The 26,445-nt window shown below is 68.2% G+C and carries 14 protein-coding genes; 8 read left to right on the forward strand and 6 right to left on the reverse strand.

The annotated features are described in order from the left end of the window. The first annotated feature begins 58 nt into the window (after positions 1 to 58). The 5 genes from ASE48_RS25235 (at position 59) to ASE48_RS33225 (ending at position 4,265) form a co-directional block, all read left to right on the forward strand. Positions 59 to 352, forward strand: a complete 294-nt coding sequence (locus tag ASE48_RS25235; RefSeq protein ID WP_057169876.1) for a hypothetical protein — start codon at positions 59 to 61, stop codon at positions 350 to 352. A gap of 78 nt (positions 353 to 430) precedes the next feature. Next, positions 431 to 1,270: a hypothetical protein gene (locus ASE48_RS25240; RefSeq protein WP_057169877.1), complete on the forward strand. Its 840-nt coding sequence runs from the start codon at positions 431 to 433 to the stop codon at positions 1,268 to 1,270. A gap of 33 nt (positions 1,271 to 1,303) precedes the next feature. Further along, a complete protein-coding gene (locus ASE48_RS25245; RefSeq protein ID WP_057169878.1) occupies positions 1,304 to 3,217 on the forward strand; it encodes a fumarate reductase/succinate dehydrogenase flavoprotein subunit in 1,914 nt (637 codons plus the stop codon). 2 nt (positions 3,218 to 3,219) lie between these two features. Then, on the forward strand, positions 3,220 to 3,969 hold the full coding sequence (locus ASE48_RS25250; RefSeq protein ID WP_057169879.1) for a succinate dehydrogenase/fumarate reductase iron-sulfur subunit: 750 nt from the start codon (positions 3,220 to 3,222) through the stop codon (positions 3,967 to 3,969). 134 nt (positions 3,970 to 4,103) lie between these two features. Further along, a complete protein-coding gene (locus ASE48_RS33225; RefSeq protein ID WP_200962258.1) occupies positions 4,104 to 4,265 on the forward strand; it encodes a hypothetical protein in 162 nt (53 codons plus the stop codon). Here ASE48_RS33225 and ASE48_RS25255 read toward each other — a convergent pair. Beyond that, positions 4,262 to 4,744 (reverse strand): flavin reductase family protein, encoded by a 483-nt coding sequence (locus ASE48_RS25255; protein WP_057169880.1) that lies wholly within the window; start codon positions 4,742 to 4,744, stop codon positions 4,262 to 4,264. The two genes, ASE48_RS33225 and ASE48_RS25255, sit on opposite strands and share 4 nt — an antisense overlap. Positions 4,745 to 4,757: 13 nt before the next feature. After that, a complete protein-coding gene (locus ASE48_RS25260) occupies positions 4,758 to 5,804 on the reverse strand; it encodes an isopenicillin N synthase family dioxygenase (RefSeq protein ID WP_057170033.1) in 1,047 nt (348 codons plus the stop codon). Positions 5,805 to 5,847: 43 nt separating this feature from the next. On the opposite strand from ASE48_RS25260, the gene ASE48_RS25265 reads away from it, so the two are divergent. Together ASE48_RS25265 and ASE48_RS25270 are read left to right on the forward strand one after the other, a co-directional pair. Continuing rightward, positions 5,848 to 7,560: an AMP-binding protein gene (locus tag ASE48_RS25265; protein WP_057169881.1), complete on the forward strand. Its 1,713-nt coding sequence runs from the start codon at positions 5,848 to 5,850 to the stop codon at positions 7,558 to 7,560. Positions 7,561 to 7,572: 12 nt separating this feature from the next. Beyond that, the gene (locus ASE48_RS25270) at positions 7,573 to 8,205 is read left to right on the forward strand and encodes a GAP family protein (protein ID WP_057169882.1); all 633 of its coding nucleotides are present in this window, start codon (positions 7,573 to 7,575) and stop codon (positions 8,203 to 8,205) included. A gap of 3 nt (positions 8,206 to 8,208) precedes the next feature. Here ASE48_RS25270 and pe read toward each other — a convergent pair whose 3' ends face one another. Genes pe through ASE48_RS25285 form a run of 3 tightly spaced genes read right to left on the reverse strand, consistent with a single transcriptional unit; the run spans position 8,209 to position 13,805 of the window. Then, positions 8,209 to 9,357 (reverse strand): acyltransferase PE, encoded by a 1,149-nt coding sequence (gene pe, locus ASE48_RS25275; RefSeq protein WP_057169883.1) that lies wholly within the window; start codon positions 9,355 to 9,357, stop codon positions 8,209 to 8,211. Beyond that, entirely contained in the window at positions 9,354 to 12,329 is a 2,976-nt protein-coding gene (locus tag ASE48_RS25280; protein ID WP_057170034.1) for an MMPL/RND family transporter, read from the reverse strand. The genes pe and ASE48_RS25280 overlap by 4 nt, the downstream gene beginning before the upstream one ends. A 54-nt stretch (positions 12,330 to 12,383) precedes the next feature. Then, a complete protein-coding gene (locus ASE48_RS25285) occupies positions 12,384 to 13,805 on the reverse strand; it encodes a condensation domain-containing protein (RefSeq protein ID WP_057169884.1) in 1,422 nt (473 codons plus the stop codon). Positions 13,806 to 14,094: 289 nt separating this feature from the next. Here ASE48_RS25285 and ASE48_RS25290 point away from each other — a divergent pair, with 289 nt between their 5' ends. Then, on the forward strand, positions 14,095 to 25,113 hold the full coding sequence (locus ASE48_RS25290) for a type I polyketide synthase (protein ID WP_057169885.1): 11,019 nt from the start codon (positions 14,095 to 14,097) through the stop codon (positions 25,111 to 25,113). Here the strand turns inward: ASE48_RS25290 and ASE48_RS25295 are convergent. Beyond that, positions 25,110 to 26,198: an NAD(P)H-dependent amine dehydrogenase family protein gene (locus tag ASE48_RS25295; protein ID WP_057169886.1), complete on the reverse strand. Its 1,089-nt coding sequence runs from the start codon at positions 26,196 to 26,198 to the stop codon at positions 25,110 to 25,112. The genes ASE48_RS25290 and ASE48_RS25295 overlap by 4 nt on opposite strands. Positions 26,199 to 26,445: the final 247 nt, after the last annotated feature.

Below are 26,445 nucleotides of genomic sequence, written 5' to 3' on the forward strand. Positions count from 1 at the left end.
GGCTAACATCAAATGCGTAATGTGATCCCTGACACCCTTCAGCCCAAGGAGGTCACCCTTGTCCACCACGACCGAACTTGCCGAACTGCACGAACTGATCGGCAACCTTCGCCGCTGCGTCACATCGCTGCGGGCCCGCTACGGCGACACCCCGGCGATGCGCCGCATCGTCAACGACGCCGAACGCATGCTCAACGATATCGACCGGCTGGACATCGATGCCGCGGAACTGGAGACGCGTGGAGCCCCCGCGCACTCCCGCCCCGCCGAGAAGGTCTCCATCCCCGACACCGACTACACCAGAGATTTCTGGCAGGGAGTCGATGACGAGGGTCTCGGCGGCAGCCGCTAGACCGCCTGACGAGCGGTCGCGCGAGGAAGAAACAGCCGCGGCCGCGTAGTCACCGACAACAGAAGAAGAGGGAACTAAGTGAGCGCACCGACCTCGAATCCTCAAGGGACCGGCGTCTTCTCACCCACCAGAGCGCGAATCAAGCAGCGCACACTGCGTACCGACGCGTGGTGGAAGTCGCCCCTGATCACCGATCTCGGCTTCGCCGCGTTCGTGATCTACGCGACGGTGCGGGCGTTCCTGCAGAACAACTACTGGGTCGCCGACTACCACTACCTGACGCCTTTTTATTCACCGTGCGTCGTGAAGTGGAACGAGGCGACCCAGTCCGGTTGTGTCCCGGAAGCCAGCCACTTCGGCCAGATCCTGCCGGACGTGTGGTGGCTGCCCTACGCGGCGTTCTCCCTGCCGTTCCTGCTGCTGTTCCGGCTCACCTGCTACTACTACCGCGGCGCCTACTACCGGTCGGTCTGGCAGTCGCCGACCGCCTGCGCGGTGGCCGAGCCGCACGCCAAGTACACCGGCGAAACCCGCCTGCCGCTGATCATCCAGAACACCCATCGGTACTTCTTCTACATCGCGGCCATCATCTCGGTGATCAACACCTACGACGCCGTCCTGGCGTTCCGCTCGCCGACCGGATTCGGTTTCGGGTTGGGCAACATCGTGCTCGTCGTCAACGTGGTGATGCTGTGGGTCTACACGCTGTCCTGCCACTCCTGCCGGCACGTCGTCGGGGGACGTCTCAAGCACTTCTCCAAGCACCCGGTGCGGTACTGGATGTGGGGACAGATCAGCAGGCTGAACACCCGGCACAAGCTGTACGCCTGGATCACCCTGGGCACGCTGATGTTCACCGACTTCTACATCATGCTGGTCGCCAGTGGAACCATCAGTGACCTGAGATTCATTGGCTGACAACTCAATACACGAACTAGCGAGGATTACTGAATGACAGAGCTGGAGCGGCACACCTACGACGTCGTCGTGATCGGCGCCGGCGGGGCGGGGTTGCGTGCGGTGATCGAGGCCCGCGAGCGCGGCCTGCGGGTGGCGGTGGTGACCAAATCGCTGTTCGGCAAGGCGCACACCGTGATGGCCGAGGGCGGCTGCGCGGCGGCGATGCGCAACGTGAACACCAAGGACAGCTGGCAGGTGCACTTCGGGGACACCATGCGCGGCGGCAAGTTCCTGAACAACTGGCGGATGGCCGAGCTGCACGCCCAGGAAGCCCCGGACCGCGTCTGGGAACTGGAAACCTATGGGGCGCTGTTCGATCGCACCAAGGACGGCCGTATCAGCCAGCGCAACTTCGGTGGTCACACCTACCCGCGGCTCGCGCACGTCGGTGACCGCACCGGCCTGGAGATCATCCGCACCCTGCAGCAGAAGATCGTGTCGCTGCAGCAGGAGGATTTCAAGGAACTCGGCGATTACGACGCCCGCATCCGGGTCTTCCACGAATGCTCGATCACCGAACTGATCCTCGACGACGGGAAGGTCGCCGGTGCGTTCGGCTACTACCGCGAGACCGGCAAGTTCGTGCTGTTCGAGGCCCCGGCGATCGTGCTGGCCACCGGTGGTATCGGCAAGTCCTTCAAGGTGTCGTCGAACTCCTGGGAGTACACCGGCGACGGGCACGCCCTGGCCCTGCGCGCCGGCTCCGGCCTGATCAACATGGAGTTCATCCAGTTCCACCCGACCGGCATGGTCTGGCCGCTGTCGGTGAAGGGCATCCTGGTCACCGAGGGTGTCCGCGGTGACGGCGGAGTGCTGAAGAACTCCGAGGGCAAGCGCTTCATGTTCGACTACATCCCCGATGTCTTCAAGGGGCAGTACGCCGAAACCGAAGAAGAAGCCGACCAGTGGCTCAAGGACAACGACTCCGCGCGGCGCACCCCGGACCTGCTCCCCCGCGACGAGGTGGCCCGCGCCATCAACGAAGAGGTGAAAGCCGGCCGCGGCACCCCGCACGGCGGCGTCTACCTCGACATCGCCTCGCGGATGCCCGCCGAGGAGATCAAACGCCGGCTGCCCTCGATGTACCACCAGTTCATCGAGCTGGCCGAGGTCGACATCACCAAGGACGAGATGGAGGTCGGGCCCACCTGTCACTACGTGATGGGCGGTATCGAGGTCGATCCCGACAGCGGCGGCGCGGCCACCCCCGGCCTGTTCGCCGCCGGTGAGTGCTCCGGCGGCATGCACGGCTCCAACCGGCTGGGCGGCAACTCGCTGTCCGACCTGCTGGTGTTCGGCCGCCGGGCCGGGCTCGGCGCGGCCGACTACGTCCGATCCCTGGCCGACAACCGGCCCACGGTCACCGAGGACGCCCTCGCGGCGGCCACCCAGCTCGCGCTGGACCCGTTCACCCCGAAGGCCAACGCGGAGAACCCGTACACGCTGCACTCCGAACTGCAGCAGTCGATGAACGACCTGGCCGGCATCATCCGCAAGGAGGGTGAACTCCAGGAGGCCCTGGACAAGATCGACGAGCTGAAGGCGCGCTACGCCAACGTCGTCGTCGAGGGCGGTCGTGTCTTCAACCCGGGCTGGCACCTGGCCATCGACATGCGCAACATGCTGCTGGTCAGTGAATGCGTGGCCAAGGCCGCACTGCAGCGCACCGAGAGCCGTGGCGGGCACACCCGCGACGACTTCCCGCAGATGGACTCGCACTGGCGCAACAAGCTGCTGGTGTGCCGGGCGGTGGAAGGTGACCACCAGGTGGTTCCCGACATCACCGTCGAGGCCGAACAGCAGCCGGTGATGCGGCCCGACCTGCTGGCCACCTTCGAGCTCTCCGAGCTCGAGAAGTACTACACCGAAGACCAACTGGCCGAACACCCGGAGCGGAAAGGCTGACCATGGCTGCTTACGACGCGAAGCTACGGGTCTGGCGCGGCGACCCTTCCGGCGGCGAGCTGCAGGACTACACCGTCGAGGTCAACGACGGCGAGGTGGTGCTCGACATCGTGCACCGGCTGCAGGCCACCCAGGCCGGCGATCTCGCGGTGCGCTGGAACTGCAAGGCCGGCAAGTGCGGGTCCTGCTCGGCCGAGATCAACGGCCGCCCCCGGCTGCTGTGCATGACGCGGATGTCCACGTTCGACGAGAACGAGACGGTCACCATCACGCCGCTGCGAACCTTCCCGGTGATGCGCGACCTGGTGACCGACGTGTCCTTCAACTACGAGAAGGCCCGCCAGATCCCGTCGTTCACGCCCCCCAAGGATCTGCAGCCGGGTGAGTACCGCATGCAGCAGGAGGACGTGAACCGCAGCCAGGAGTTCCGCAAGTGCATCGAGTGCTTCCTGTGCCAGAACGTGTGCCATGTGGTGCGTGATCACGAAGAGAACAAAGAGAACTTCGCGGGTCCGCGTTTCCACATGCGCATCGCGGAGCTGGACATGCATCCGCTGGACACCGTGGACCGCAAGGACATGGCCCAGGAGGAGCACGGGCTGGGTCTCTGCAACATCACCAAGTGCTGCACCGAGGTGTGCCCCGAACACATCAAGATCACCGACAATGCGCTGATCCCGATGAAGGAGCGCGTCGCCGACCGCAAGTACGACCCGATCGTGTGGCTGGGGAACAAGCTTTTCCGGCGCTGACGGCATTGGCTCTGCGCTCAGGGCGCGCAAGTGCGAGGGGCATGCGCCGCTGACGCAGAGTCAATGCCTGTGCGGGCCGCAGGATCGGGCGTACGGTTGTGACAGCGGCCAATAATCAACGAAGAGGCACAGCTATGTCACAGCGAGAAACGATCAGCGTCAACGATATTCGCACTGCGATCCGGGAGCTCTCGACCCGCGCGGAACTTGCCCGCAAGGAGGGCAGACCCGAGGATGCCGCCGAACTGGAGCGGCGGGTGGCGAAATACCGCGACGACCTGGGCGCGCGGCCTTAGCTGCCCAGTTTGCGGAACGTGCTGCGGTGGAACACGATCGGCGGCACGTCGTGCACGGTGATCTCACTGACCTGCAGCACCACGATGGTGTGATCCCCGGCGGGAACCTCCTGGGTGATCTTGCTTTCCAGCCACACACTGGTGCCGTGTACGAACACCGCACCGCTGTCGCGGGACTGGGTCTCCAGTCCGGCGAACCGGTCACCGGTCTTGGCGGCCAGGGTGCGCGCGGCGGCGTCATGTGACTCGCCCAGGACACTGATGCCCAGCGAGGGCAGATCCTTGAGCTTGGGCCAGGTCTCCGATGAGTTCTGCACGCAGAACGACACCAACGGCGGGTCCAGCGACACCGGCACGAAGGTGCTGGCCGCCAGACCGACCCGGACGCCGTCCACCTCGGCGGCGATGGCGATGACTCCGGTCGGGAAATGCCCGAACGCCTCGCGCAGCGAAGCCGGGCTCAGTTCTGTGTCGCTCATAACACTTCCATCTTCACACGTAACGGTGCGCGGCGGCCACGTCGGGGTGTGCGCGTACCCGACTCTTCCACGCATTGCGGCCGTATACCGCGTAGATCCGGTCATTGGACGGGTCGTCGCTGACTCCGCGGGCCCGGGCCGCGAGTTCGGCAGGCAATTGCAGCACGGGCAACTGGGCATCCAGCCGGGGATTGAAGAAATAGGCCACCGAGAGGCGTTCGGTGTCCTGGATACGCACCCGGTGCTCGGTGGCGCGCAGGTATCCGCCGCTGGCGATCTCCAGCATCTCGCCGATGTTGACGATCAGCGCCCCCGGCAGCGGGTCGACATCGACATACTCCGCATCGATGCCCGAGTCGCTACGCTCCGGCCCGCCGGACCCGGCCGTCCGTACCTGCAGCCCCCGGCTGCCCGGCTCGGCCAGCAGCAGGGTGAGCACCCCGGCGTCGCGATGCGCCCCGACGCCCTGCTCGGAGTCCGCGCGGCCCGGATAGCGGATCACCTTGATCAGCGTCGCGGGCACCTCGGCGAACGCCGAGTCGAACACCTCGGCCGGGTTACCCAGCGCGGCGGCCCAATGCTGCAGCAGGGTGCGGCCCACCCGCGCGAGTTCGGCATCCCATTCGGCGATGACGGCCGGCAGCTCCGGCAGCGCGGCCGGCCACTGATTGGGCCCCTGCAGGCGCAGATACGGCTCGGCGGGGTCGGCCAGCGGGACGCGTTCGGGTCCGATGTCGATCTGCTCGCGCCAGTCCACCGCGCCGCCGGTCAGCTCGCCGCCGAGCCGGGTGTAGCCCCGGAAGTGCGGGCTGTTGACCATCGCGATGGCGTCCTTGTCGGCCTGTGGCAGGGCGAAGAAGCGCCGGGAGGCCGCGAGCAGCCTGGCGATCAGGTCCTCCGGGACGCCGTGGCCGGTCAGGTAGAAGAAGCCCACCTCGTGTGCCACCTGGCCCAGACGCTGCCGCAGCGCCGCGGGCTCATCGCGGAGATCGACGACGGGCAGCGCCGTCTGCACAGAAACCACCCGTCCATCGTGCCCTCCGAATGCCCGGGCGGCCATGGTCACGCTCAGCCTGAACGCAACCTTGAGTAGCCTGACCCCCATGCCCAACGCGTCCATCCTCACCGTGCTGCGGGAACGTGCTGGCGATACACCCGACGAGCTCGCGTTCACCTACACCGACTACGACCGGGATCCCGAGGGCGTCGCGGAAACCCTGACCTGGGCGCAGCTGTACCGGCGCACCCTGAACATGGCCGAGGAAGCCGCGCAGTACGGATCTCCGGGGGAACGGGCGCTGATCATCGCGCCGCAGGGGCTGCCCTACATCGTGGCGTTCCTGGGCGCCATGCAGGCCGGATTCATCGCCGTTCCACTGTCGGCGCCGGTCCCCGGCTCCCATGACGAGCGCATCGGCGCGGTGGTCGCCGACACCTCGCCCGCGGTGGTGCTGACCACGTCCGCCCTGTTCGACATCGCCGCCCAGTACGTGGACGACGGCGCCGCCATGACCGCGGTGATCTCGGTGGACACCCTGGATCTGGACGCAGGTGAACCCGTCCCCGCCGACGCGCCCGACGGCCCGGACATCGCCTACCTGCAGTACACCTCGGGGTCGACCCGGGCACCGGCGGGCGTGATGATCAGCCACCGCAACCTGATCGCGAACTTCGAGCAGCTGATGCCCGATTACCTGCGCCAATACGGCGGTAGGGTGCCGGCTGGCGGTGCCATGGTGTCGTGGTTGCCCTTCTACCACGACATGGGACTGATGCTGGGCGTCGCGGCGCCCATCCTGTCCGGGACACAGGCCGACCTGATGAGCCCGCTGGCGTTCCTCACCCACCCGACCCGCTGGCTCAAGACCATGGCCCGGCACCCCGTGACGGTCTCCGGCGGACCCAACTTCGCCCTGGATCTTGCCGCCCGGCGGACCACCGACGATGATCTCGCCGGCCTGGACCTGAGCGTCATCGAGAGCATCATCTGCGGCGCCGAACGGGTCCAGCCGCCCACCGTCACCCGCTTCCTTGATCGGTTCGCGCCGTTCGGTTTTCGGCCGGAGGCTCTTATGCCCTCCTACGGCCTGGCCGAGGCGACGGTGTTCGTGGCCAGTGGCGGCATGGGGCGTGTCCCCGAGGTCGTCGAGTTCGCGGTCGACGAGCTGACCGAGGGCACGGCGGTACGCAAGCCCGGCGGGACCCCACTGATCCGTTACGGGGTGGCGCCCTCGCCCCTGCTGTTGATCGTTGACGCCGAGACCGGCCGGCCCTGCCCGGACGGCACCGTCGGCGAGATCTGGACGCACGGCGAGAACGTGTCGGCCGGGTACTGGCGCAAACCCGACCAGACCGGCACCGGATTCGGCGCGCAACTGATCGACGGACCGGCCGGCGCGCCGACGACCGACTGGCTGCGCACCGGGGACCGTGGGTTCATCTCCGAGGGCGATCTGTTCATCGTCGGACGCATCAAGGACATGCTGATCGTGCGCGGCCGCAACCACTACTCCGAGGACATCGAGGAGACGGTGCGCGGGATCACCCGGGGCAGGGTGGCCGCGATCGCCGTGACCGATGATCACGACGAAAAGCTGGTCACCATCATCGAGTTCAAGAAGCGCGATGAATCCGAGGAACTCGGCGAGGCGAAAAGTGATGTGACCGCGGCGATCTCGCGGGCTCACGGATTGCAGGTGGCCGATATCGTGCTGGTGCCGCCCGGGTCGATCCCCACCACCACCAGCGGCAAGATCCGTCGCTCGGCATGCGTCGAGCAGTATCGACAAGGGCAATTCGTGCGGCTGGACGCGTAGCCAGCGCCCGCGATGTGGATCACCCTGCTGGTCATGGCTGTCGCCGTCAGCCTCGAACCGTTCCGCATCGGGATGTCGGTGCTGATGCTCAACCGTCCGCGCCCACTGCTGCAGCTCACCGCCTTCCTGTGCGGTGGCTTCCTGATGGGCCTGACGGTCGGCGCGGTGGTCTTGTTCCTGCTCGAATCACGGCTGGAGTCGGCGCATTTCACCCTCCCCCGGGTGCAGATCGCGATCGGGCTGCTGGCCCTGCTGGTGGCCGCTTTCCTGGCGCTCACCAAGGGCCGTCCCCGTACACCGCCGGCCTGGCTGACGCGGTTGCTCGACGGCCAGTCGCTCTGGGTCGCCGGTGCGGCCGGACTGGGCATCGCGCTGCCCTCGGTCGACTATCTGGCCGCGCTGGCGGTCATCGGCACCGCCGACATCGGCTCCACGACGCGGTTCGCGGCCCTGCTGATTTTCAACGTGGTGGCCTTCGCCCTCGTCGAGATCCCGCTGCTGGCTTACCTTGTCGCGCCGGATCGCACCCGCGCGCGGCTGGCCGCACTCAACGACTGGTTGCGTGAGCGCGGCCGCCGCGGGGTGGCCGTGCTGGTTGCGGTCGTCGGCGTGGTGCTGCTCGCCGTCGGCCTGGCCGGGCTGTAGTCGCTATTTGGGCGGGTTGTTCAACACATACTGCAGGCCGGCCATCAACTGCGACACCGGGTCCGCGCCGCCACCGAAGGCGGCCTGGGTGGCCGGGGCGGTGACCTCGGCGGGATCGTAACCGTTCACCGGGTCCACCGTGATGGGCGCCGTCAACGGATCGTCGTTACGCGTATAACCGGCATCCACATAGGGTTTCAGCACGTTGTCGAGATCGGTGAGGGTCTTCTGATCCACCCCGAGGTACTTGAACGGCAGCACCAGCGGCAGATGCTGCTCGGGGATCATGTAGGTCGTCGTCCGCGCACCCCGCGAGTTGACGGTCGTCCGGATGTTCTGCGGCGGAACCATTTTCGGGTTGGTGAACGCGACCGCAGTGTGGCCGGTGGCCAGGCCGACGATCGCATTGGCCACCGAGATCCAGTTGTCCGGACGCTGCGGCCAGTCCGCGATGCTGTCGTAGGCCGAGACGAACAGATGCGAGTCGTACTGGCTCTCCACCGGGGCGGGCATCCGGTAGTCGAGCGAGGGCACGACGCTGCCGACGGGGAAGTTCTGACTCAGGAAGCTCTCGCCGAACGCGTGCTTGCCCACCGGGTTGCCGTAGGTCGCGAAGCTCAGCTGGTCCGGCGGCGGGGCCGTCGGATCATTGGCCAGCCGCGCCCGCACGTCATCGAGTACCGACGCACCCTCGGACAGGCCGATGGCCATGCCGGGGCCGCCGGACTTGATCGCATTCAGCAGGTTGGGACCGCCGACGTCGATCGACTCGCCGTAGCTGGGGCCGTCGATCCCGAGGCCCGGGAAGCTGTCGTCGAGGCGCCCGATACCGGGGAACAGCCGTTCCAGAGTGTGTCCCTGGACCTGGCCCGCGGGGTAGTCGACGATCTGGCGGTCCAGGCCCGGGAACCACTCGGCGCCGGTGCGCATGATGTATTCGTCGTACGGGATGCCGAGCACGTGCGCGCCACCGAGGGCGTAGCCGCGGCCCTCGATGGTGCGCGCAGCTTCGGGACCTGCCGGGCCGGGCACGGCCGGGCCGGGGACGGGCGGTCCGGGCGGCGGCTCGTCGGCGGTGGCGATCCCGACGCCCAGCGGGCCGGAGGCGCCGATGGTCAGCATTGCGGTGGCCGCTGCGAGAAGCTTCTTCATGCTCTACTGCTCCCCCGCGCTGTGAGTCGAGACGGCCACCAATTCGCCTTTCCGACCAGCGTAGCCATGGCTGGCACGGTGACGGTCCGGACCAGGAAGGTGTCCAGCAAGATGCCGATGCCGATGACGAACCCGCCCTGCACCACAGTACCGATGCTGGAGAACAGCAGGCCCCACATGGAGGCGGCGAAGATCAGGCCCGCCGCGGTGATGACACCGCCGGTCGAGCTCAAGGTCCGGATGATGCCGAACCTGCCCAGCGGGGCCTCGTCGCGCATCCGGGAGACGAGCAGCAGGTTGTAGTCGGCGCCGACGGCGACGAGCACCACGAAGGCCAGCGGAGGCACCGACCAGTGCAGCTGCTGGTCGAGGATGACCTGGAACACCAGCACCCCGAGGCCGAGCGCGGCGAAGTACGAGATCACCACGGAACCAACCAGATACAGCGGCGCGATGACCGCTCGTAGCAGGGCCATCAAAATCAGCAGCACCACGATGATGGTCACGATGACGATGAACCGGATGTCGTTCTCGTAGTAGTCGCGGGTGTCGGCCAGCGCCACCGGATAGCCACCCATCGATACCGAGGCATCCGCCAGCTCGGTGTTGGGCAGCGCGCCGCGGGCAGCGTCCTCGATGGCGCCGACCTGATCCATCGCGGCCGGGCCGAACGGATCGAGCTTGGTGAACACCAGATACCGCGCGGAGTGCCCGTCGGGCGAGACGTAGGCCTTGGTGGCCGCCTTGAAATCCTCCAGCTGCAGGATCTCGGGCGGGATGTTGAACCCCGCCATGGCCGGCGAGCCGGCGTTCTCGGCCATGGTCAGCAGGAAGGCCGCGGCCTGATCGAGCCCGGTGCGCATCACCTTGATCTGATCGACGATCTGATCCACCCCGTCGGCCACCTGCCGGCTGCCGCTGGCCGAGCGTTCGGCGCCCTGCTGAAGCTGGGCCAGCGTCGCCTGGGCGCCCTTGGGTGAATCCAGTCCCATGGCCTGCATCGCCTTGGTGAGCCGGGTGAACGCGGTGCCGACCTGTTGCAAGGCGGCATTGAGGGACTGGCGGTCCTGCAACGACTCCAACTGCCCGGCCAGATCCTCGATCTCGGCGAGGGTGCCGTCATTGCGGGCGGCGGCGAGCCGGGACAGGTGGATGCGGGTCTGGCTGCAGGATGGGTCCAGATCACAGACCACGCTGCCCTGCAGGGCGGTCAGCACCGGAGGGACCCAGGCGAACATGTCCCTGGTCGCCATCAGGTTCACGCCCATGGAGTTGCCGAGCCGGTTGATGGCGGCCACCAGTTTGGCCGCCACGTCGACGTTCTTGACCAGCTTGTCGCCGCCGTACTGCCCCCGCAGTGCCGCGAACGCGTCGACCATCTGCTGCAGGCTGCCCGCGATGTCGGTGACCTGGCCCCGCACATCGCTGAGGCCACCGGCCAGCGTGTTGGCACCCGAGGACAACCGGTTCATATCGGCGGTGCCGTCTGTGATCATCTTCGCGCCGTCGGCGAGCCGGGTGCCGACAATGCCGGCCTGGTAGGTGGCCCGGAACTCGGGCGGTACCGACCCCAGCGGCCGGGTGATACCGCTGACCATCTGGATGTCGGGCAGCTGGCCGATCCGCTCGGCCAGCTGCTCCAGGTCGGCGAGCGCCTCCGGATTGCGCAGATCCTTCGGGGAGCGGATCAGCACATAGGACGGGATGGACTGGTTGATGTCGAAGTGCTTCTCCAGCGCGACATATCCCAGCGAGCTGGGCTCCGAGGCCGCGACGGCCTTGCGATCGTCGTAGTTGAACGTCGCGAATCCGGCGAGACCGGCCAGCAGGAAGAGCACCAGCAGGCTGCCCACCAGGTGCGTCCACGGCCGGCGCACGATGCGCACGCCCGAGCGTCGCCACAGCCGGGAGGTCAGTTCCTTGCGGGGCTTGATCCAGCCGAGCGGTCCGACGACGGCGAGCAGGGCGGGCAGCAGCGTCATCGCCGCCAGGTAGGCGACGCCGACGCCCACCGCGGAGGACACGCCCACGGTGGAGAACACGCCCATCTTGGCGAAGCTGATGGCGAGGAAGGTGACGCCGACGGTCGCCGCCGACGCGGTGATCACCTTGCCCACCGAACCCAGCGCCTTGCGGACCGCGTCGTGCTGGTCCTCGCCCATCCGCACGTAGTCGTGATATCGGCTGATCAGGAAGACGGCATAGTCGGTCCCCGCGCCGAAGATGATCGCGCTGAGCAGGATCATCGCCTGGTTCGAGACCCCGAGCCCGGTGAACTCCGACAGCGCGGCGACCGTCGACTGCGCGATCACCAGCGACATCCCGATACCGGCCAGCGGCAGCAGCATGGTCACCGGGTTGCGGTACACCACCAGCAGCACCAGCAGCACCAGCACCGCGATGGCGATCTCGATCGGCAGGCGGTCCTTCTCACCGGCGACCGTGAGGTCCGCGACGGTGGCGGCCGGTCCGGCCAGGTGGACCTCCAGCGGTCCCCCTGCGGTGGTCCGTTCGATGAGCTCGGAGACCTGATTGAACGAGGTGTAGGACTGCGGGGTTCCCAGCGCACCGGCCAGCCCGACCGGCAGCACCCAGGACTTCTCGTCCTCGCTCGTCAAAGTCGAACGCAGGGCCGGTGTTCCGATGAACTCCTGCAACATGACGACGTTCTGTTGGTCATCGCGCAGGGCGTCCACCAGCTTGCGGTAGGTGGCCTCGTGCTCGGGGCCCAGCCCGTCTTCGTCGGTGAGCACGACCAGCAGCAGGTCGTCGGTGCCCGGTTCCTGGAACGCTTCCTCCATCTGCCGGGCCGCGACGCTGGACGGCGCGTCACCGGGCAGCATCGAGAGCGGGTGCTTCTGGGCCATCTCGTTGAGGCTGGGCACCGTCAGTGGCAGGGCCACCGCCAGCGCGACCCACAACGCGATCACGACCAGCGGCCAGCGCACGACGACATCGGCTAGCCGTCGCAACACACACCCCCTGGAGATACCGACCCGGACATACCCATCGGCAGACCCCTACGCTCAGGCAAAACGGCCCCAGTCTCCGCTGTCGGCGACCTGCTCGATCACGGATCTCATGGTGGCGATATAGCGGGCGACCGACTTATGGGCCACCTCGTTGTCCGGGAACATCACCGCCATTGCGGTGCCGGCCTCGTAGCGGAATACATAGATCGTCAACTGGTAGGAGAACCGGCCGTCGGAGTAAATGCCGATATTGTTCGAATAACCCATCTCGGCTGCGGCGAGTACGGCATTCAGTGGCGCGGCGCCGCCGTGCAGGAAGTTCGACACCGGAAAGTTGGGTCCCGGTTTGTCCAGCCACGGCGCCAATTCCAGCACGCGGTAATACGGGACCCGCGCCAGGTTCAGACCCGAGTCGAATGAGGTCTGCGCCGACCACGCGGCCTCGGCAAACGTCGTCGCGGCGATCGGCACGGTGATCGGGACCAGGCCGGTGAACCAGCCCTGGGTCATGAAATTGTCCGACGTGCGGCGGGTGTCCCGCGGAGTGAGTCCGTAATAGGTTGCCGCACCGGTCAACTCGTGCTCGACCATGGCGGTACAGGCGTACAGGCCGCCGACGAAGCGGGTACCGGCGGCCGTGCAGGCCGCCTCGAACCGGGCGGTCTGGTCCGCGTCGAGCAGCATCTCCCCGACCATGTCGGCAACCGTGGGTTCCAGCGGATTGCCCAGCGGCAAAGGAAATTCGGGCATGCTGCCGTTGTTGTTCTCGGCGAACTCGATCCAGGCCTGGACCTCCGGGGAATCCACCGTCAATTCCGCGGTGTTCTCGCGTTCCTGAATGCAGAAATCGTCGAATCGGCCGGCGTCCGGCAGCGCCATCGGCTGACCGGTGGAAAGCAGCGAGGTGTACATGCCGTGCGCCTCGAGCATGGTGATCCCGATCAGCGCCGCATCCCCGTGCACATGGTCGATGGCGGCATAGAAATCGAAATGGTCCTCGCTCTGCACGATTCCGAATGAGAAACAGCCCCACTCCAGCGGAGTGGGGATGTCGACAATGTGTTTGCGCGCGTCCTCGGCCGTTATCTCGCCATGGTTGACAGGTTCGAATTCGATATCGGCGGGGTCGACGATGCTGTGCCGGACGATCTCCCCGGAACCGGAGTATTCGAACCAGGAGCGGTAGGTGTCATGGCGCCGCAGATAGTGGTTGAGCGCGTGGTCCATCGCCGAGATATCGCAGATACCAGGCACTTCACAGGTGGCGATGATCTGCCGCGAATAATCGAGGCCTTTGGCGTCCTGCTCGTAGACGCCGCGGATGTGCTGGCCCTGCATGTAACTGACCGGGACGGCGCTGACCGGGGCCTGCCGGGCCTTCTCCATGGACGCGCTCGTGGGGTGCCAGGACGTCACCACACCGGGGGCCGGTTTCCAGTCATCGATCGTGCCGATCGTGATCTTCCCGATTTGCAAGACTTTCCCTCCCGGGTCTGATCGGCGGCGGTCCGGCAACACCGACGGCGACTTCACGATAGCGGCTGTCGGCATCGGGGGCCTCCGCCCACCGCCGGGCTCAGCGGCAGATATGAAACCGCATGCGGTAGCAACCTACATGCAATACTGACCGACGAGTAAGGTACCGGCCGTTGCTGTCGGCAGATAGCGGGTCGCGGCCGTTCAACAGACCTGTGCGCGGCCTCCACCGATGGCACCGAAATCTCATCACCGGTAGTTCATCGGATCGACGCGGGGAGTACACCTCATGGCAGCAACCGACCATGCACAGTCTGGCGTAGAGCCGACCCGTTTCGCCATCATCGGCTACGCCGCGCGGCTGCCCGGTGCCGCCGACGCCGAGCAGTACTGGGATGTCTTGCACGACGGCCGCGACGCGGTCTCGGAGATCCCCCAGGACCGGTGGGACGTCGACGAATTCTTCGACCAGGATGCCTCCACGCCCGGCAAGATCGTGGCCCGCCGCGCCGGCTTCGTCGACGACGCCACCGGGTTCGATGCGCCGTTCTTCGGCGTGTCCGCCCGTGAGGCCAGGCTCATGGACCCCCAACACCGGCTGCTGCTGGAGACGTCCTGGCGCGCCGTGGAGCATTCCGGCACCGCGCCAACATCTTTGGCGAACACCCAGACCGGTGTCTTCGTCGGTCTGTCCACCCACGACTACCTGGGCATGGCGTCCTCGGAACTGACCTACCCCGAGATCGAGGCCTACCTGGCCATCGGCACCTCGGGTGCGGCCGGAGCGGGCCGGATCAGCTACCGGCTGGGGCTGCACGGGCCGGCGGTCACCGTCGACACGGCGTGCAGCTCGTCGCTGGTCGCCATCCACCAGGCCTGCCAGGCCCTGCAGCTCGGGGAGTGCGACCTCGCGCTGGCCGGCGGTGCGAACGTCCTGCTGAGCCCGGCGACCATGATCACCTTCTCGCAGTCCCGGATGCTCTCCCCGGACGGCAAGTGCAAGACCTTCGATGCCGCGGCCGACGGCTACGTCCGCGGCGAGGGCTGCGGTGTCGTCGTCATCAAGCGCCTTGAGGACGCAGTGCGCGACGGCGACCGCATCCGGGCCGTCATCCGCGGCAGCGCGGTCAACCAGGACGGCGCCTCCGGCGGACTGACGGTGCCCAACGGTGTCGCCCAGCAGCGGGTCATCACCGAGGCCCTGGAACGCGCCGGTATCGCCGCCGGCGATGTCGACTACCTGGAGGCGCACGGCACCGGAACCTCGCTGGGTGATCCCATCGAGGTCCAGGCCGCCGCCGCCGTCTTGGGCAAGGGCCGCGCCGCCGACCAGCCGCTGCTCATCGGGTCGGCGAAGACGAACATCGGCCACCTTGAGGCCGCCGCCGGTGTCGCCGGGGTGCTCAAGGTCGTCCTCGCGCTGGAGCACCAGGAGCTGCCCAAGCACCTGAACTTCCGCAATCCGTCCCCGCACATCCCGTGGGACCGCATCCCGGTCCGCGTGGTGGAGGAGTCCACCGCCTGGGAGCGCACCGCACGTCCCCGCGTCGCCGGCGTCAGCTCGTTCGGATTTTCGGGCACCAACGCGCACATCATCCTGGAGGAAGCGCCGGCCGTGGCGCCGGCTGCCGCCGAGGACAAGGCCGACGCCCGGCGCTTCATGGTGCTACCGCTGTCCGCACGCACCCCGGCCGCCCTGGTGCAGACCGCCGAGAAATACCGCAGCTGGTTGAGCGAGCATCCCGACGCCGACCTGGCCGACGTGTGCCTGACCGCGGGTGACGGACGCGCCCACCTCGAACACCGTGCCGCGCTGGTGGTGAACTCGATCGAGTCCGCCCGCGAACTGCTCGGTGCCCTCGCCGACGACCGGCCCGCGCCGGGACTTGTGCGCGGCCACTGCGCCGACGCCCCGAAGACCGCATGGCTGTTCCCCGGACAGGGCAGCCAGTACGCCGGGATGGCCCGGGAGCTCTTCGAGACCGAACCGGTGTTCGCCGAGACCGTGCAGCGGTGCGCCGACGCCGTCGCCGGCATTCTGGAAAGGCCTTTGCTGGAGGTCATCTACGACTCGGCCGACGGTGACGAGGCACTGCGCCAGACCCGGCACACCCAGCCGGCGATCTTCGCCATCGAGATGGGCCTGGCCCAGCTCTGGCAGTCGTGGGGTTACGAACCGGACGTGGTGCTCGGCCACAGCGTGGGCCAGTACTCGGCGGCCTGTGTCGCCGGTGTGTTCAGCCTCGAGGACGGCGCCCGACTGCTGGCCGAGCGGGGCCGCCTGTTCGGCGATCTGCCCGCCGGCGGGCGGATGGCCGCCATCTTTGCCGCCGCCGACCGCGTCGAGCGGCTCACCGACGAATACCCCAGCCTGTCGGTGGCCGCCTACAACGGCGCCAACACCGTGCTCTCGGGCCCCGGCGGGGACCTGGAGCGCGCGGTGGCCGGATTGACCGCCGACGGTGTGCGCTGCGACTGGCTGGACACCAGCCACGCCTTCCACTCCGCACTGCTGGATCCCGCGCTCGACGCGTTCGAAACCTACGCGGATCAGTTCACCTTCGCAGCGCCGCAACGGATTCTGATCTGCAACCGGACCGGCGCCGCGCTGGGCCGCACCGCCAAGCTGGACGGCGCCTATTGGCGCCGCCACGCCCGCCAGCCCGTCGAGTTCGCCAAGAGTGTGGCCACGCTGTCCGATCTGGGCTGCGCGATGCTGCTGGAGGTCGGCCCGCAGCCCGTGCTGACCGCTTCGGCCATGCGGGCCTGGCCCGACCCGGCGAGCGCACCGCGCGCCGTTGCCTCCATGCGGCGCAACGGCTCCGACCATCGCCACATCGCCGAGGCCGTGGCCAACACCTACGTGGCCGGGCACCTGCCCGACTTCGCCGCGCTGCTGGCTCGTCCGGCGCGCAAGCTGGATCTACCCACCTACCCGTTCGAGCACCGGCAGTACTGGTTCCGCGACAAGCAGGTGCAGCCGACCAAGAACGATGCCGTTCGCACCGACGCCGTCCGGTTCCTCGAAGACGGCCGGATCGAGGAACTGGCGGCGCTGCTCGACAATTCGGGCACCAGCCTGACCACCGCTGACGTTCTCAACAAGCTTGCGGCCCAACATAATCGGCAGCGTGACGCCCAGTCCATCGCGGACGCCCGGTACGAAATCCGCTGGCTGGTGTCCGCGCCGGCCTCCGCCACGCCGACCGGTGAGGGCTCGGCCTGGCTGGTCATCGGGGATGACGCCGACACGGTGGCACCGGTGCTCGACGCGCTGACCGCGCAGGGCCACCGACACCGGACGCTACGGCTGCCGGCATCCGACGCCGACGAGGAGCGCCTGGCCGCCGATCTGCGCGCCGCGGTGGAAGACGAACCGACGCTGCGTATCCTGCATGTCGCGGCGCTGGAGAAGGACAACGCGCCGTCGATGCGGACGCTGCTGCGGATGCAGCATCGCGTCCTGGACGGCACCCAGCGACTGTTCCGTGCCGCCGCCGCAGCCGATCTGCGCGCCCCGATCTGGGTCGTCACCCGCGGTGCGCAACGCGTACTCGACACCGACCCGGTGTCACCGGAGCAGACCAGTCTGTGGGGCTTCTGCCGGGCCGTCGCCCTGGAGTACCCCCAGGTCTGGGGTGGGCTGGCCGATGTCTCCGGCGTTGCCGAAGAGTGGTCGCGGCTGATCGGCCAGATCGTCGGTGCCGGTCGCGGGGAAGACCAGATCGCGCTGCGCGGGCAGCTGATCCACGTGCCCCGGCTGAGCAGGCGCACCGGGCAACCGAACCCCACCGCCCTCGAATTACGTTCCGATGCCACCTATCTGGTCACCGGCGGTCTGGGTTCACTGGGACTGGAGATCGCCGGCTACCTGGCCGCACACGGCGCCCGCCATCTGGTGCTGACCAGTCGTCGCGCTCCCAGCACCGCCGCGCAGCAGCGGATGGATGCGCTGCGCCAGCAGTACGGCTGTGAGGTTCGTGCCGTCGCCTCCGACGTCGCCAACCCGCACGACATCGCGCATCTGATGGCCACCATCGCCGCGGAGTTGCCGCCGCTGGCCGGCATCGTGCACGCCGCCGGCGAGAACAGCACCACACCGCTGAGTACCCTGGATCCCGCCGAACTGGATCGAGTCTTCTCCGGAAAAGTCTGGGGTGCTTGGTATCTGAGTGAGGCGATCACCGATCTGCAACTGGACTTCTTCCTGTCCACGTCCTCGATCTCCTCGGTGTGGGGCAGCTACGGACAGAGCGCCTACAGCGCGGCCAACGCGTTCCTCGACGGATTGACCTGGCGGCTGCGTGAGCAGGGCGTGCCCGGCTTCAGCGTCAACTTCGGCCCGTGGTCGGCCGGCATGGCCGACGGCGAGGCCCGCGCCCAACTGGACAAGCGCGGCGTGCGCACGCTGTCACCGGTCGACGCGCTGGCCGGTATGGCCGATGTCATGGTCGGCGCCGACAATCAGGGTGTGGTGGCCCGGATCGACTGGGCCCGCTTCCTGCCCATCTATCTGCAGGCCGGCCAGCGTGCACTGCTGGCCGAGGTGGCCGGTGAGGTTCCCGAGACGGCATCCATACCGGCGGGATCGGTGGGTACGACCCGGCTGGTCGAACGCCTCACCTCCGCTCCGATACAGCAGCGCAAGAAGCTCGTCCTGGAGGAACTGCGCGACGCGGTCGCCGAGGTGACCCAGATCGACGCCGCCGAGATCCGTGAGGAGACCGGGCTTTTCGATCTCGGCCTGGATTCGCTGATGGCCGTCGAACTGCGACGGCGACTGGAACAGTCCGTCGGCGCCGAACTGCCCGCCACGCTGGCGATGGATCACCCGCGCCTGACCGACATGGCGGACTATCTGCTCGGCGATGTGCTGAAGCTCAACGAGCGAGGCGCCAAGAAGGCTGCCGCGCAGCCGGTCTCGCTGACCACCACGGCCGCCGACGAGCCGATCGCCATCATCTCCGTCGCCTGCCGCTTCCCCGGCTCACCCGATCCGGACGCCTACTGGGATCTGCTGGCCGGCGGAGTGGATGCCATCCGGGAGATCCCGGAGGACCGCTTCGACGTCGACGAGTTCTACGACCCGGATCAGCAGATGCCGGGCAAGATCTACACCCGAAGCGGCGGCTACCTGGAGAGCGTCGACGGATTCGATCCGGAGTTCTTCGGCATCTCCCCGCGTGAAGCCGTCTGGATCGACCCGCAGCAGCGCCTCATGCTCGAACTCTCCTGGGAGGGTCTGGAGCGGGCCGGCTATTCGGCTGCGTCCCTGCGCGGCAGCCGCACCGGCGTGTTCGTCGGTGTCGGCGCCAACGAGTACTCGCACCTGCTGTCCAGCGACTCGCTGGAGAACCTGCAGCCCCACTTCATCACCGGCAACGCCCTCAACGCCATCGCCGGCCGGGTCTCCTTCACCCTCGGACTCGAGGGCCCCGCGATGGCGGTGGACACCGCGTGCAGTTCCTCGCTGGTCGCCGTGCACCAGGCCGCTCAGGCCCTGCACTCCGGTGACTGCGACATGGCCATTGCCGGCGGGGTGAACGTGCTGCTGAGCCCGGCGTCGGTGGTCGCCGCCTCACGGGCCCGGATGCTGTCCCCCGATGGCCGGTGCAAGACGTTCGACGCCGCCGCCGACGGCTACGTCCGCAGCGAGGGCTGCGGTGTGCTGGTGCTCAAGCGGCTGTCCGACGCCCAGCGCGACGGCGACCGGATCAGCGCGGTCATCCGCAGCAGCGCGGTGAACCAGGACGGCGCCTCCAGCGGTCTCACGGTGCCCAATGGTGGTGCCCAACAACGACTCATCAGCTCGGCGCTGGCCCGGGCCGGCCTGTCCGGCGACGACGTCGACTACCTCGAAGCGCACGGCACGGGCACCCCGCTGGGAGACCCGATCGAGGTGCAGGCGGCCGCGGCCGTGTACGGCGAGGGCCGGGACCCGAACCGCCCACTGCTGATCGGCACCGCGAAAACCAATGTCGGCCATCTGGAGTCGGCGGCCGGTGTCGCCGGCCTGGTCAAGGTCGTGCTGTCGCTGCAGCACGACCTGCTGCCGCAGACCCTGCACTTCCACAACCCGTCACCGCACATCCCGTGGGACAGCCTGCCGGTGCAGGTCGTGGACAAGCCCACACCGTGGCATGCCAACGGCCGGCCGCGCCGGGCCGGGGTCAGTGCCTTCGGTTTCACCGGCACCAACGCCCACGTCCTGATCGAAGAGGCCCCCGAAGTTCTCCCGGCACAACCCATTGACGAGTCCCCGGCCGAGCCGGTCGCGGACCCAGCGACTCCCGCACGGGAACCGCTGAGCGTGTTGCCGCTGTCGGCGCGTTCGTCGCAGGGGCTGGTGGCGTTGGCACAGCGGTATTCCGCTTGGCTGGATGCCCACCCGGACGCCTCGGTCGCCGATGTGGCGTTCACCGCCGGTGCGGGGCGCTCGCACTTCGAGCACCGGGCGGCGGTGGTCGCCAATACCGTCCCCGAAGCCAAGATGCTGCTCGACGACCTGGTGGCCAACCGGCTACGCCCGGGCGTGGTGCGCGGCGAATGCACCGACCCGCCGACGACGGCCTGGTTCTTCCCCGGCCAGGGCAGCCAGTACCCGGGGATGGCGCGCGAATTGTTCGAGTCCGAGCCGGTTTTCGCCGACACCGTGCGCCAGTGCGCGAAGGCCGTCGACGGCATGCTGCCCCGCCCGCTGCTCGACGCGATCTTCGACACCGGCCGGGAGGCCACCGAAACGCTGCGGCACACCTCGTTCGCCCAGCCGGCGATCTTCGCCGTCGAGATGGGCCTGGCCCGGTTGTGGCAATCCTGGGGTATCGAGCCCGACGTGGTGCTCGGCCACAGCGTCGGCCAGTACGCGGCGGCCTGCGTGGCCGGGGTTTTCAGCCTCGAGGACGGTGCCCGGCTGATCGCCGAGCGTGGCCGGCTGTTCGGCAGCCTGCCTGCCGGTGGCCGCATGATGGCGGTGTTCGCCGACCCCGAGTACGTCGAGGGCGCCGCCGAGGCGTTCCCGCGGGTGTCGGTCGGCGCCTACAACGGCCGCAACACCGTGCTGTCCGGGCCCGGTGAGGATCTCGAACAGATCGTCGCCAACTGCAGCGCCGACGGCGCACGCTGCACCTGGCTGGAGACCAGCCACGCGTTCCACTCCGAGCTGCTGGACCCGGTGCTCGACGAGTTCGAGGCCTTCGCCGGCCAATTCGAGTACGCCGTGCCGACCCGCCCGCTGGTCTGCAACCGGACCGGGGCCGTGCTGACGGCCGAGACACCGATCAACGCGCAGTACTGGCGGCGGCATTCGCGCCAGCCGGTGCAGTTCACCGAGAGCGTGCGCACCGTGGCGGCCCTGGGCTGCTCGGTGCTGATGGAGGTCGGCCCGCAGCCGATCCTCACCGCCGCCGCGCTGCAGAGCTGGCCGGAGTCCTCGGCCACGCCGCGGACCATCGTGTCGCTGCGCAAGGGCGCCAACGCGCAGCGTCAGATCACCGAGGCCCTTGCCACCGCCTACATCTGCGGGCACCGGCCCGATTTCGCCGCCAAGCATCACGGCGAGCAGCACCGGCTGGAACTGCCCACGTACCCGTTCCAGCGTCGCCGCTTCTGGCCCAAGACGTCCATCGCCGGCATGGGCTCCGGCGGGGTGTCGGTGTCCGGACTCCTGGGCAGCGCCAAGGACCTGGCCTCCGGCGACACCGTCTACAGCAATGTGCTGTCGGTCAAGACCCAGCCGTGGCTGGCGCACCACGTCATCTACGGCACCGTCGTCGTGCCGGGTGCGACGTACGCCGCGATGGCCCTGGCCGCCGCGGAAGCTCCGGCGCACGTGAAGGATGTCTACTTCTACGAGCCGATCATCCTGCCCGACAAGGCGTCTCGCGAGGTGCAGCTGACCCTGCATCCGCAGGATGACGGCTGGAAGTTCCAGGTGCACAGCCGCCCCTACGGCGTGCGCGAGGCCGAGTGGTCGCTGAACGCGGACGGCACGCTCGGTTCGGGCGCCGACATCGACGCGCCGTCCGAGGACGCCCCGGCCCTGAGCCCGGACGAAGCGGTCGAGCACATGAACCGCACCCGCCCGCAGGAACTCTTCGAGATCTTCAACGATCTGGAACTCGCCTGGGGACCCACCTGGTCGACCTCGCTGAAATCGCTGTGGGTCGGCGAGGGTGAGGCGATCGGGGATGTGTCCGTCGGTGAAGAACTCGCCGAGCATCTGGGCAGCGAGCCGATCCACCCCGTCCTGCTCGATCTGTGCACGGGTGTCGCCTTCCCGGCCTTCCCGGCGGTACTCGCCGCCGAGCAGGGCATGCACGACCTGTTCCTGCCGCTGCGGTACGGGCGGGTGCAACTGCTGGAGAAGATGCCGAACCGGTTCTACTGCCGGGCACGCTGGCACGAGGGTCCGCTCAACAGCGAAACCCTGGTCTTCGACATCGATTTCGTGCACCGCGACGGGCGGGTGCTGGGCGGGATCCGTGAGTTCACGGTGAAGCGCGCACCGCGCGAGGCGTTGCTGCGTGGGCTCGGCGGTGACTCGACCCGGCTGCTGTACACGGTGGGCTGGCACGAGGGCGCGGCCCCGGGCAGCGTCGTCGACGCCGGTGAGGAGGCCGCCAAGATCGCCGGCGGCGCCTGGCTGGTCGCCGGCGATGACGCCTTGGCCGGCATCGTCCCCCATGCCGTGTCCGTGGACCAACCGGCCGATCCGGATGCCTGGAAGAAGGCGTTCGCCACGGCCGCCGAACGGGGCACGCCGGTCAGCGGGATCGTCTGGCGCAGTTCGGGACAGACCGGTGCTGGGGCGAGCGGAGCCACGGGGAAAATCAGCGACGGACCCACCGCGGATCTCGCGGTGCGGCTGGAGGCCGAGGTGTCGGCTCTGCTCGCGGCCACCCAGACCGCGCTGGCCGGGCAGACGAGCAATCTCCCCGGCGGGCTGTGGATCATCACCGAAGGCGCGGTCGCCACCGAACCCGGTGAACCGGTCGACCCGGTGCAGGCCGCGCTGTGGGGATTCGGGCGCACCCTGATCGCCGAACAGCCGACCCTGCGCTGCCGGCTGCTGGACGTGGCGGGTTCCGGAGAGTCGCTGGGCTGGCTGGCCGACGCACTCGGCACGCCGGTCGTCGAACCCGAAATGGCGGTGCGACAGGGACGGTTCCTGGTGTCGCGGCTGCTGCACTGGGCCCGCACCGGTCATCTGCCCATGCCGCGGTCCGACGACTTCGCGCTGGCTCCCACCGAGCGCGGCGCGATCGACAACCTGCGTCTCACCGAGGCCGAGGTGACCCCGCCGGACGTCAATGAGGTCCAGGTGCGGATCGAGGCCGCGGGCCTCAACTTCCGCGACGTGCTCAATGTGCTCGGTCTCTACCCCGGCGATCCGGGTCCGATCGGTGGCGACCTGTGTGGTGTCGTCACCGAGATCGGCTCGGAGGTCACCGGATTCGAGGTCGGCCAGCGGGTCTTCGGCTCCATGCAGGGCGCGTTCGCCAGTCGGCTCAACGTTCCGGCGCAGCTGCTGGCGGTGGTGCCGGACGGGATCGGCGCGGTCGATGCCGCGACCATTCCCGCTGCGGCGCTGACGGTTCGGCTGGCGTTCGACTGGGCCAAGCTCAAGCCCGGCGACAAGGTGCTCATCCACGCCGCCAGTGGTGGTGTCGGGTTGGCCGCGGTGCAGATGGCACGCCACCACGGCGCGACCGTCTTCGCCACGGCCAGCACCTACAAGCGCGCCACACTGCGCGCCATGGGTGTGGAGTATGTCTACGACTCGCGGAGCACCGATTTCGCGGATCAGATCCTCGCCGACACCGACGGCACCGGCGTGGACGTGGTGCTCAACAGCCTGACCAACGAGGGCTTCATCGAAGCCACGGTGCGGGCGACCGCGCAGGGTGGCCGCTTCGCCGAGATCGCCAAGCGCGATATCTGGACCGCCGCGCAGATGTCGGCGGTGCGTCCCGATATCGACTACGAGATCGTCGCACTGGACGTGACGATGATGAGCGATCCCGACCACATCCAGCGGCTGATGTCCGAGGTGTCCGACGGGCTGGCCAGTGGCGAGTGGACGCCGGTGCCTGCCGAGGTCTACCCGCTGACCGAGGCCAGGACCGCCTTCCGCCGCATGCAGCAGGCGCGCCACATCGGCAAGATCGTGGTGCAGATGCCCAAACCGCTACAGCCGCACGGCGATCGGAGTTACCTGGTCACCGGCGGTCTGGGCGCGCTGGGGCTGCACACGGCGGCATATCTGGCTCAGCTCGGCGCCGGTGACATCGTGCTCACCAGCCGCCGGGCTCCCGATGCCGAGGCCCAGCAGGCCATCGACGCCATCACCGAGCGCTACCACTGCCGGGTCCACGTCTACTCCGCCGATATCGGCGAGGTGGCCGAGGTGGCCGCGCTGCTGGAGAAGATCCGTGCGGAGCTGCCCCCGCTGGCCGGCGTGGCTCATCTGGCGGGCGTGCTCGACGATGCCCTGTTGCCGCAGCAGAGCCTGGAGCGTTTCCAGGCGGCGTTGGGGCCCAAGGCTTATGGCGCCCACTACCTGCATCAGCTGACCAAGACCGACGATCTGGATTTCTTCATCGTCTACTCGTCGGCGTCGGCCGTGCTGGGTTCGCCGTCCCAGGCCAACTACGCGACCGCGAACGCCCTGCTCGACGGGCTCGTCGCGCAGCGCAGGGCGCAGGGGTTGCCGGCGACCGCGGTCAACTTCGGTCCGTGGGGCAGTGGCGGTATGGCCAGCTCGCAGGCTGCGCTTGCCAATCTCAGCGCTCAGGGCATGATGCCGCTGGAGCCGTCGGCGGCGCTGGCCGCACTCGGCGAGGTCGTCCGGCACGGCACCGCGCAGGCCACCGTGCTGAAGGCCAATTGGCAGCGGACCGCGAAGATGCTGGGCGGTATCCGACCTCCGCTGCTGGATCAGGTGCTGCCCAGCGGGGACACCGCGACCGGTGGGGACAGCGAGTTGCTCCGGCAGCTGCAGGAGCTGCCGGTGGCGGCGCGAGCCGGTTTCATCACCGAGTTCCTGCAGCGCGAGGTGCAGGGATTCCTGCGGCTGGCGCAGCCGCCGGCCGCCACGAGCCGGTTCCTGGACCTGGGCACCGACTCACTGATGGCCGTGGAACTCCGCAACCGGTTGTTCGGCCAGTTCGGCGGCAAGTTCGATATCAGCCCGACGGCGGTGTTCGACTATCCGACCATCGGCGAACTCGCCGAACACCTGGTCTCGCAGCTGCCCGATGCCGAATCACCCGCGGCTGAGCCAGAATCGGAGCCGAAGACCGAGGGCTAGGCCCAGCGCGTCGCTTCCACCTCGGTGGGCAACGCCGAACGCAGCGGCACATCCAGCCCGTCGTAGATCCCGGCGGGCTGGGTGGCCAGCCAGTCGATGGCGCCCAGCAGCCGGTTGGCGGCGGTGGTGTTGCCGCCGTCGGCGCGGGTACCGCCGGGCACGTCGGCGCGGGTGGTGATGGTGAGCTGCGGATCGCCGTCGACGATGACGCGGTGATCACCCACCCCCTGGTCGGGCTGCGGCCAGTCCGGCGCGCAGGTCGGGTGGATGCGGGTGATGTGTTCGATGATGACCCGCTGCTTGCCGCCGGACCAGCCGATCACCTTGAGGAAGAACGCCCCCTGGGTGCCCTTCTCGAACGGTCCCATCACGGTGTCGACGGTCTCCTCGAGGGCAAGGCGCTCGACCTCCTCGGTGATCTCGTCGATCTCGATGCCCAGACCCCGCCCGATCAGGCGGACGTTGCCGCCCCACACCATCGTCGGGATGGACGGCAGCAGCATCATCGGCGTCTCCTCCATGGAGCCGCCGAATCCGCAGGACACCTTCACCGCGAACGGCTGGTTGTAGGTGGAGTAGTCGAAGATTTCCTGGCAGGTGATCGTCTCGATACGGGTGCACAGGCTGGCCGCCGTCACCGCCAGCGCGTCGTTGCCCCAGCCGGGATCGACGCCGGACACCAGCAGACTGGCGCCGCCGGCCTGCGCGGCGTCGGTGAGGCGCTGCACCCATTCCGGTGGCGCCGAACGCGGGTCGTAGAGCGAGTAGAGCGACGGGGTCACCACGTGCGAGCCGGCGCGCAGGGCGCGTTCGATATCGGCGATGGCCTCTTCGGGCCGGATGTCACCGGAGGCCATGTAGGCGACGGCGTCGCCGTCCTTGAGTGCAGCGTCCACCTCGGCGGGGTCGCTGACCGCGAGGACGCCGGTCTCGGCGTCCAGACCTGCGAAGGAGGCGGCGTCGCGGCCGGTCTTCTCCGCCGATGAGGTGATCAGTCCGGACAGGCTCAACCCCGGAAAGGCGACTGTCGACCGGATTGCGGTCGCGCCCATATTGCCGGTTCCCCATACCACCACACGCCTCATCGGCCTCACTCTAGAGGGCGCGCCGGGGCCATCGTGGCCAGCATCACATTTTCGAAAGACGAGCAGCTCAGGGGCGGTTTTCGACCACGGTACAACGCCCAATCAACCACCGGGTTGGGCGGCTGCGGAAAATTCGCTCCAGACCACTTTGCGCGAAGGTTACTCGGCGGTATAGTTCATGGCAGTTACTGGTGGGTAACTTAGTGCAGTCCAGTCGCAGGTACCCAACCGCCGCATGTACCAACTG

The organism is Mycobacterium sp. Root265, from assembly GCF_001428895.1.
Taxonomy (GTDB): Bacteria; Actinomycetota; Actinomycetes; order Mycobacteriales; family Mycobacteriaceae; genus Mycobacterium.

Bases quoted from the DNA above. Each gene is read 5' to 3' on its own strand.
- pe (WP_057169883.1), bottom strand. From the start codon at position 9,357: ATGAAGAAGCTTCTCGCAGCGGCCACCGCAATGCTGACCATCGGCGCC.
- ASE48_RS25270 (WP_057169882.1), top strand. From the start codon at position 7,573: ATGTGGATCACCCTGCTGGTCATGGCTGTCGCCGTCAGCCTCGAACCG.
- ASE48_RS25250 (WP_057169879.1), top strand. From the start codon at position 3,220: ATGGCTGCTTACGACGCGAAGCTACGGGTCTGGCGCGGCGACCCTTCC.
- ASE48_RS33225 (WP_200962258.1), top strand. From the start codon at position 4,104: ATGTCACAGCGAGAAACGATCAGCGTCAACGATATTCGCACTGCGATC.
- ASE48_RS25265 (WP_057169881.1), top strand. From the start codon at position 5,848: ATGCCCAACGCGTCCATCCTCACCGTGCTGCGGGAACGTGCTGGCGAT.
- ASE48_RS25255 (WP_057169880.1), bottom strand. From the start codon at position 4,744: ATGAGCGACACAGAACTGAGCCCGGCTTCGCTGCGCGAGGCGTTCGGG.
- ASE48_RS25295 (WP_057169886.1), bottom strand. From the start codon at position 26,198: ATGAGGCGTGTGGTGGTATGGGGAACCGGCAATATGGGCGCGACCGCA.
- ASE48_RS25290 (WP_057169885.1), top strand. From the start codon at position 14,095: ATGGCAGCAACCGACCATGCACAGTCTGGCGTAGAGCCGACCCGTTTC.
- ASE48_RS25260 (WP_057170033.1), bottom strand. From the start codon at position 5,804: ATGGCCGCCCGGGCATTCGGAGGGCACGATGGACGGGTGGTTTCTGTG.
- ASE48_RS25245 (WP_057169878.1), top strand. From the start codon at position 1,304: ATGACAGAGCTGGAGCGGCACACCTACGACGTCGTCGTGATCGGCGCC.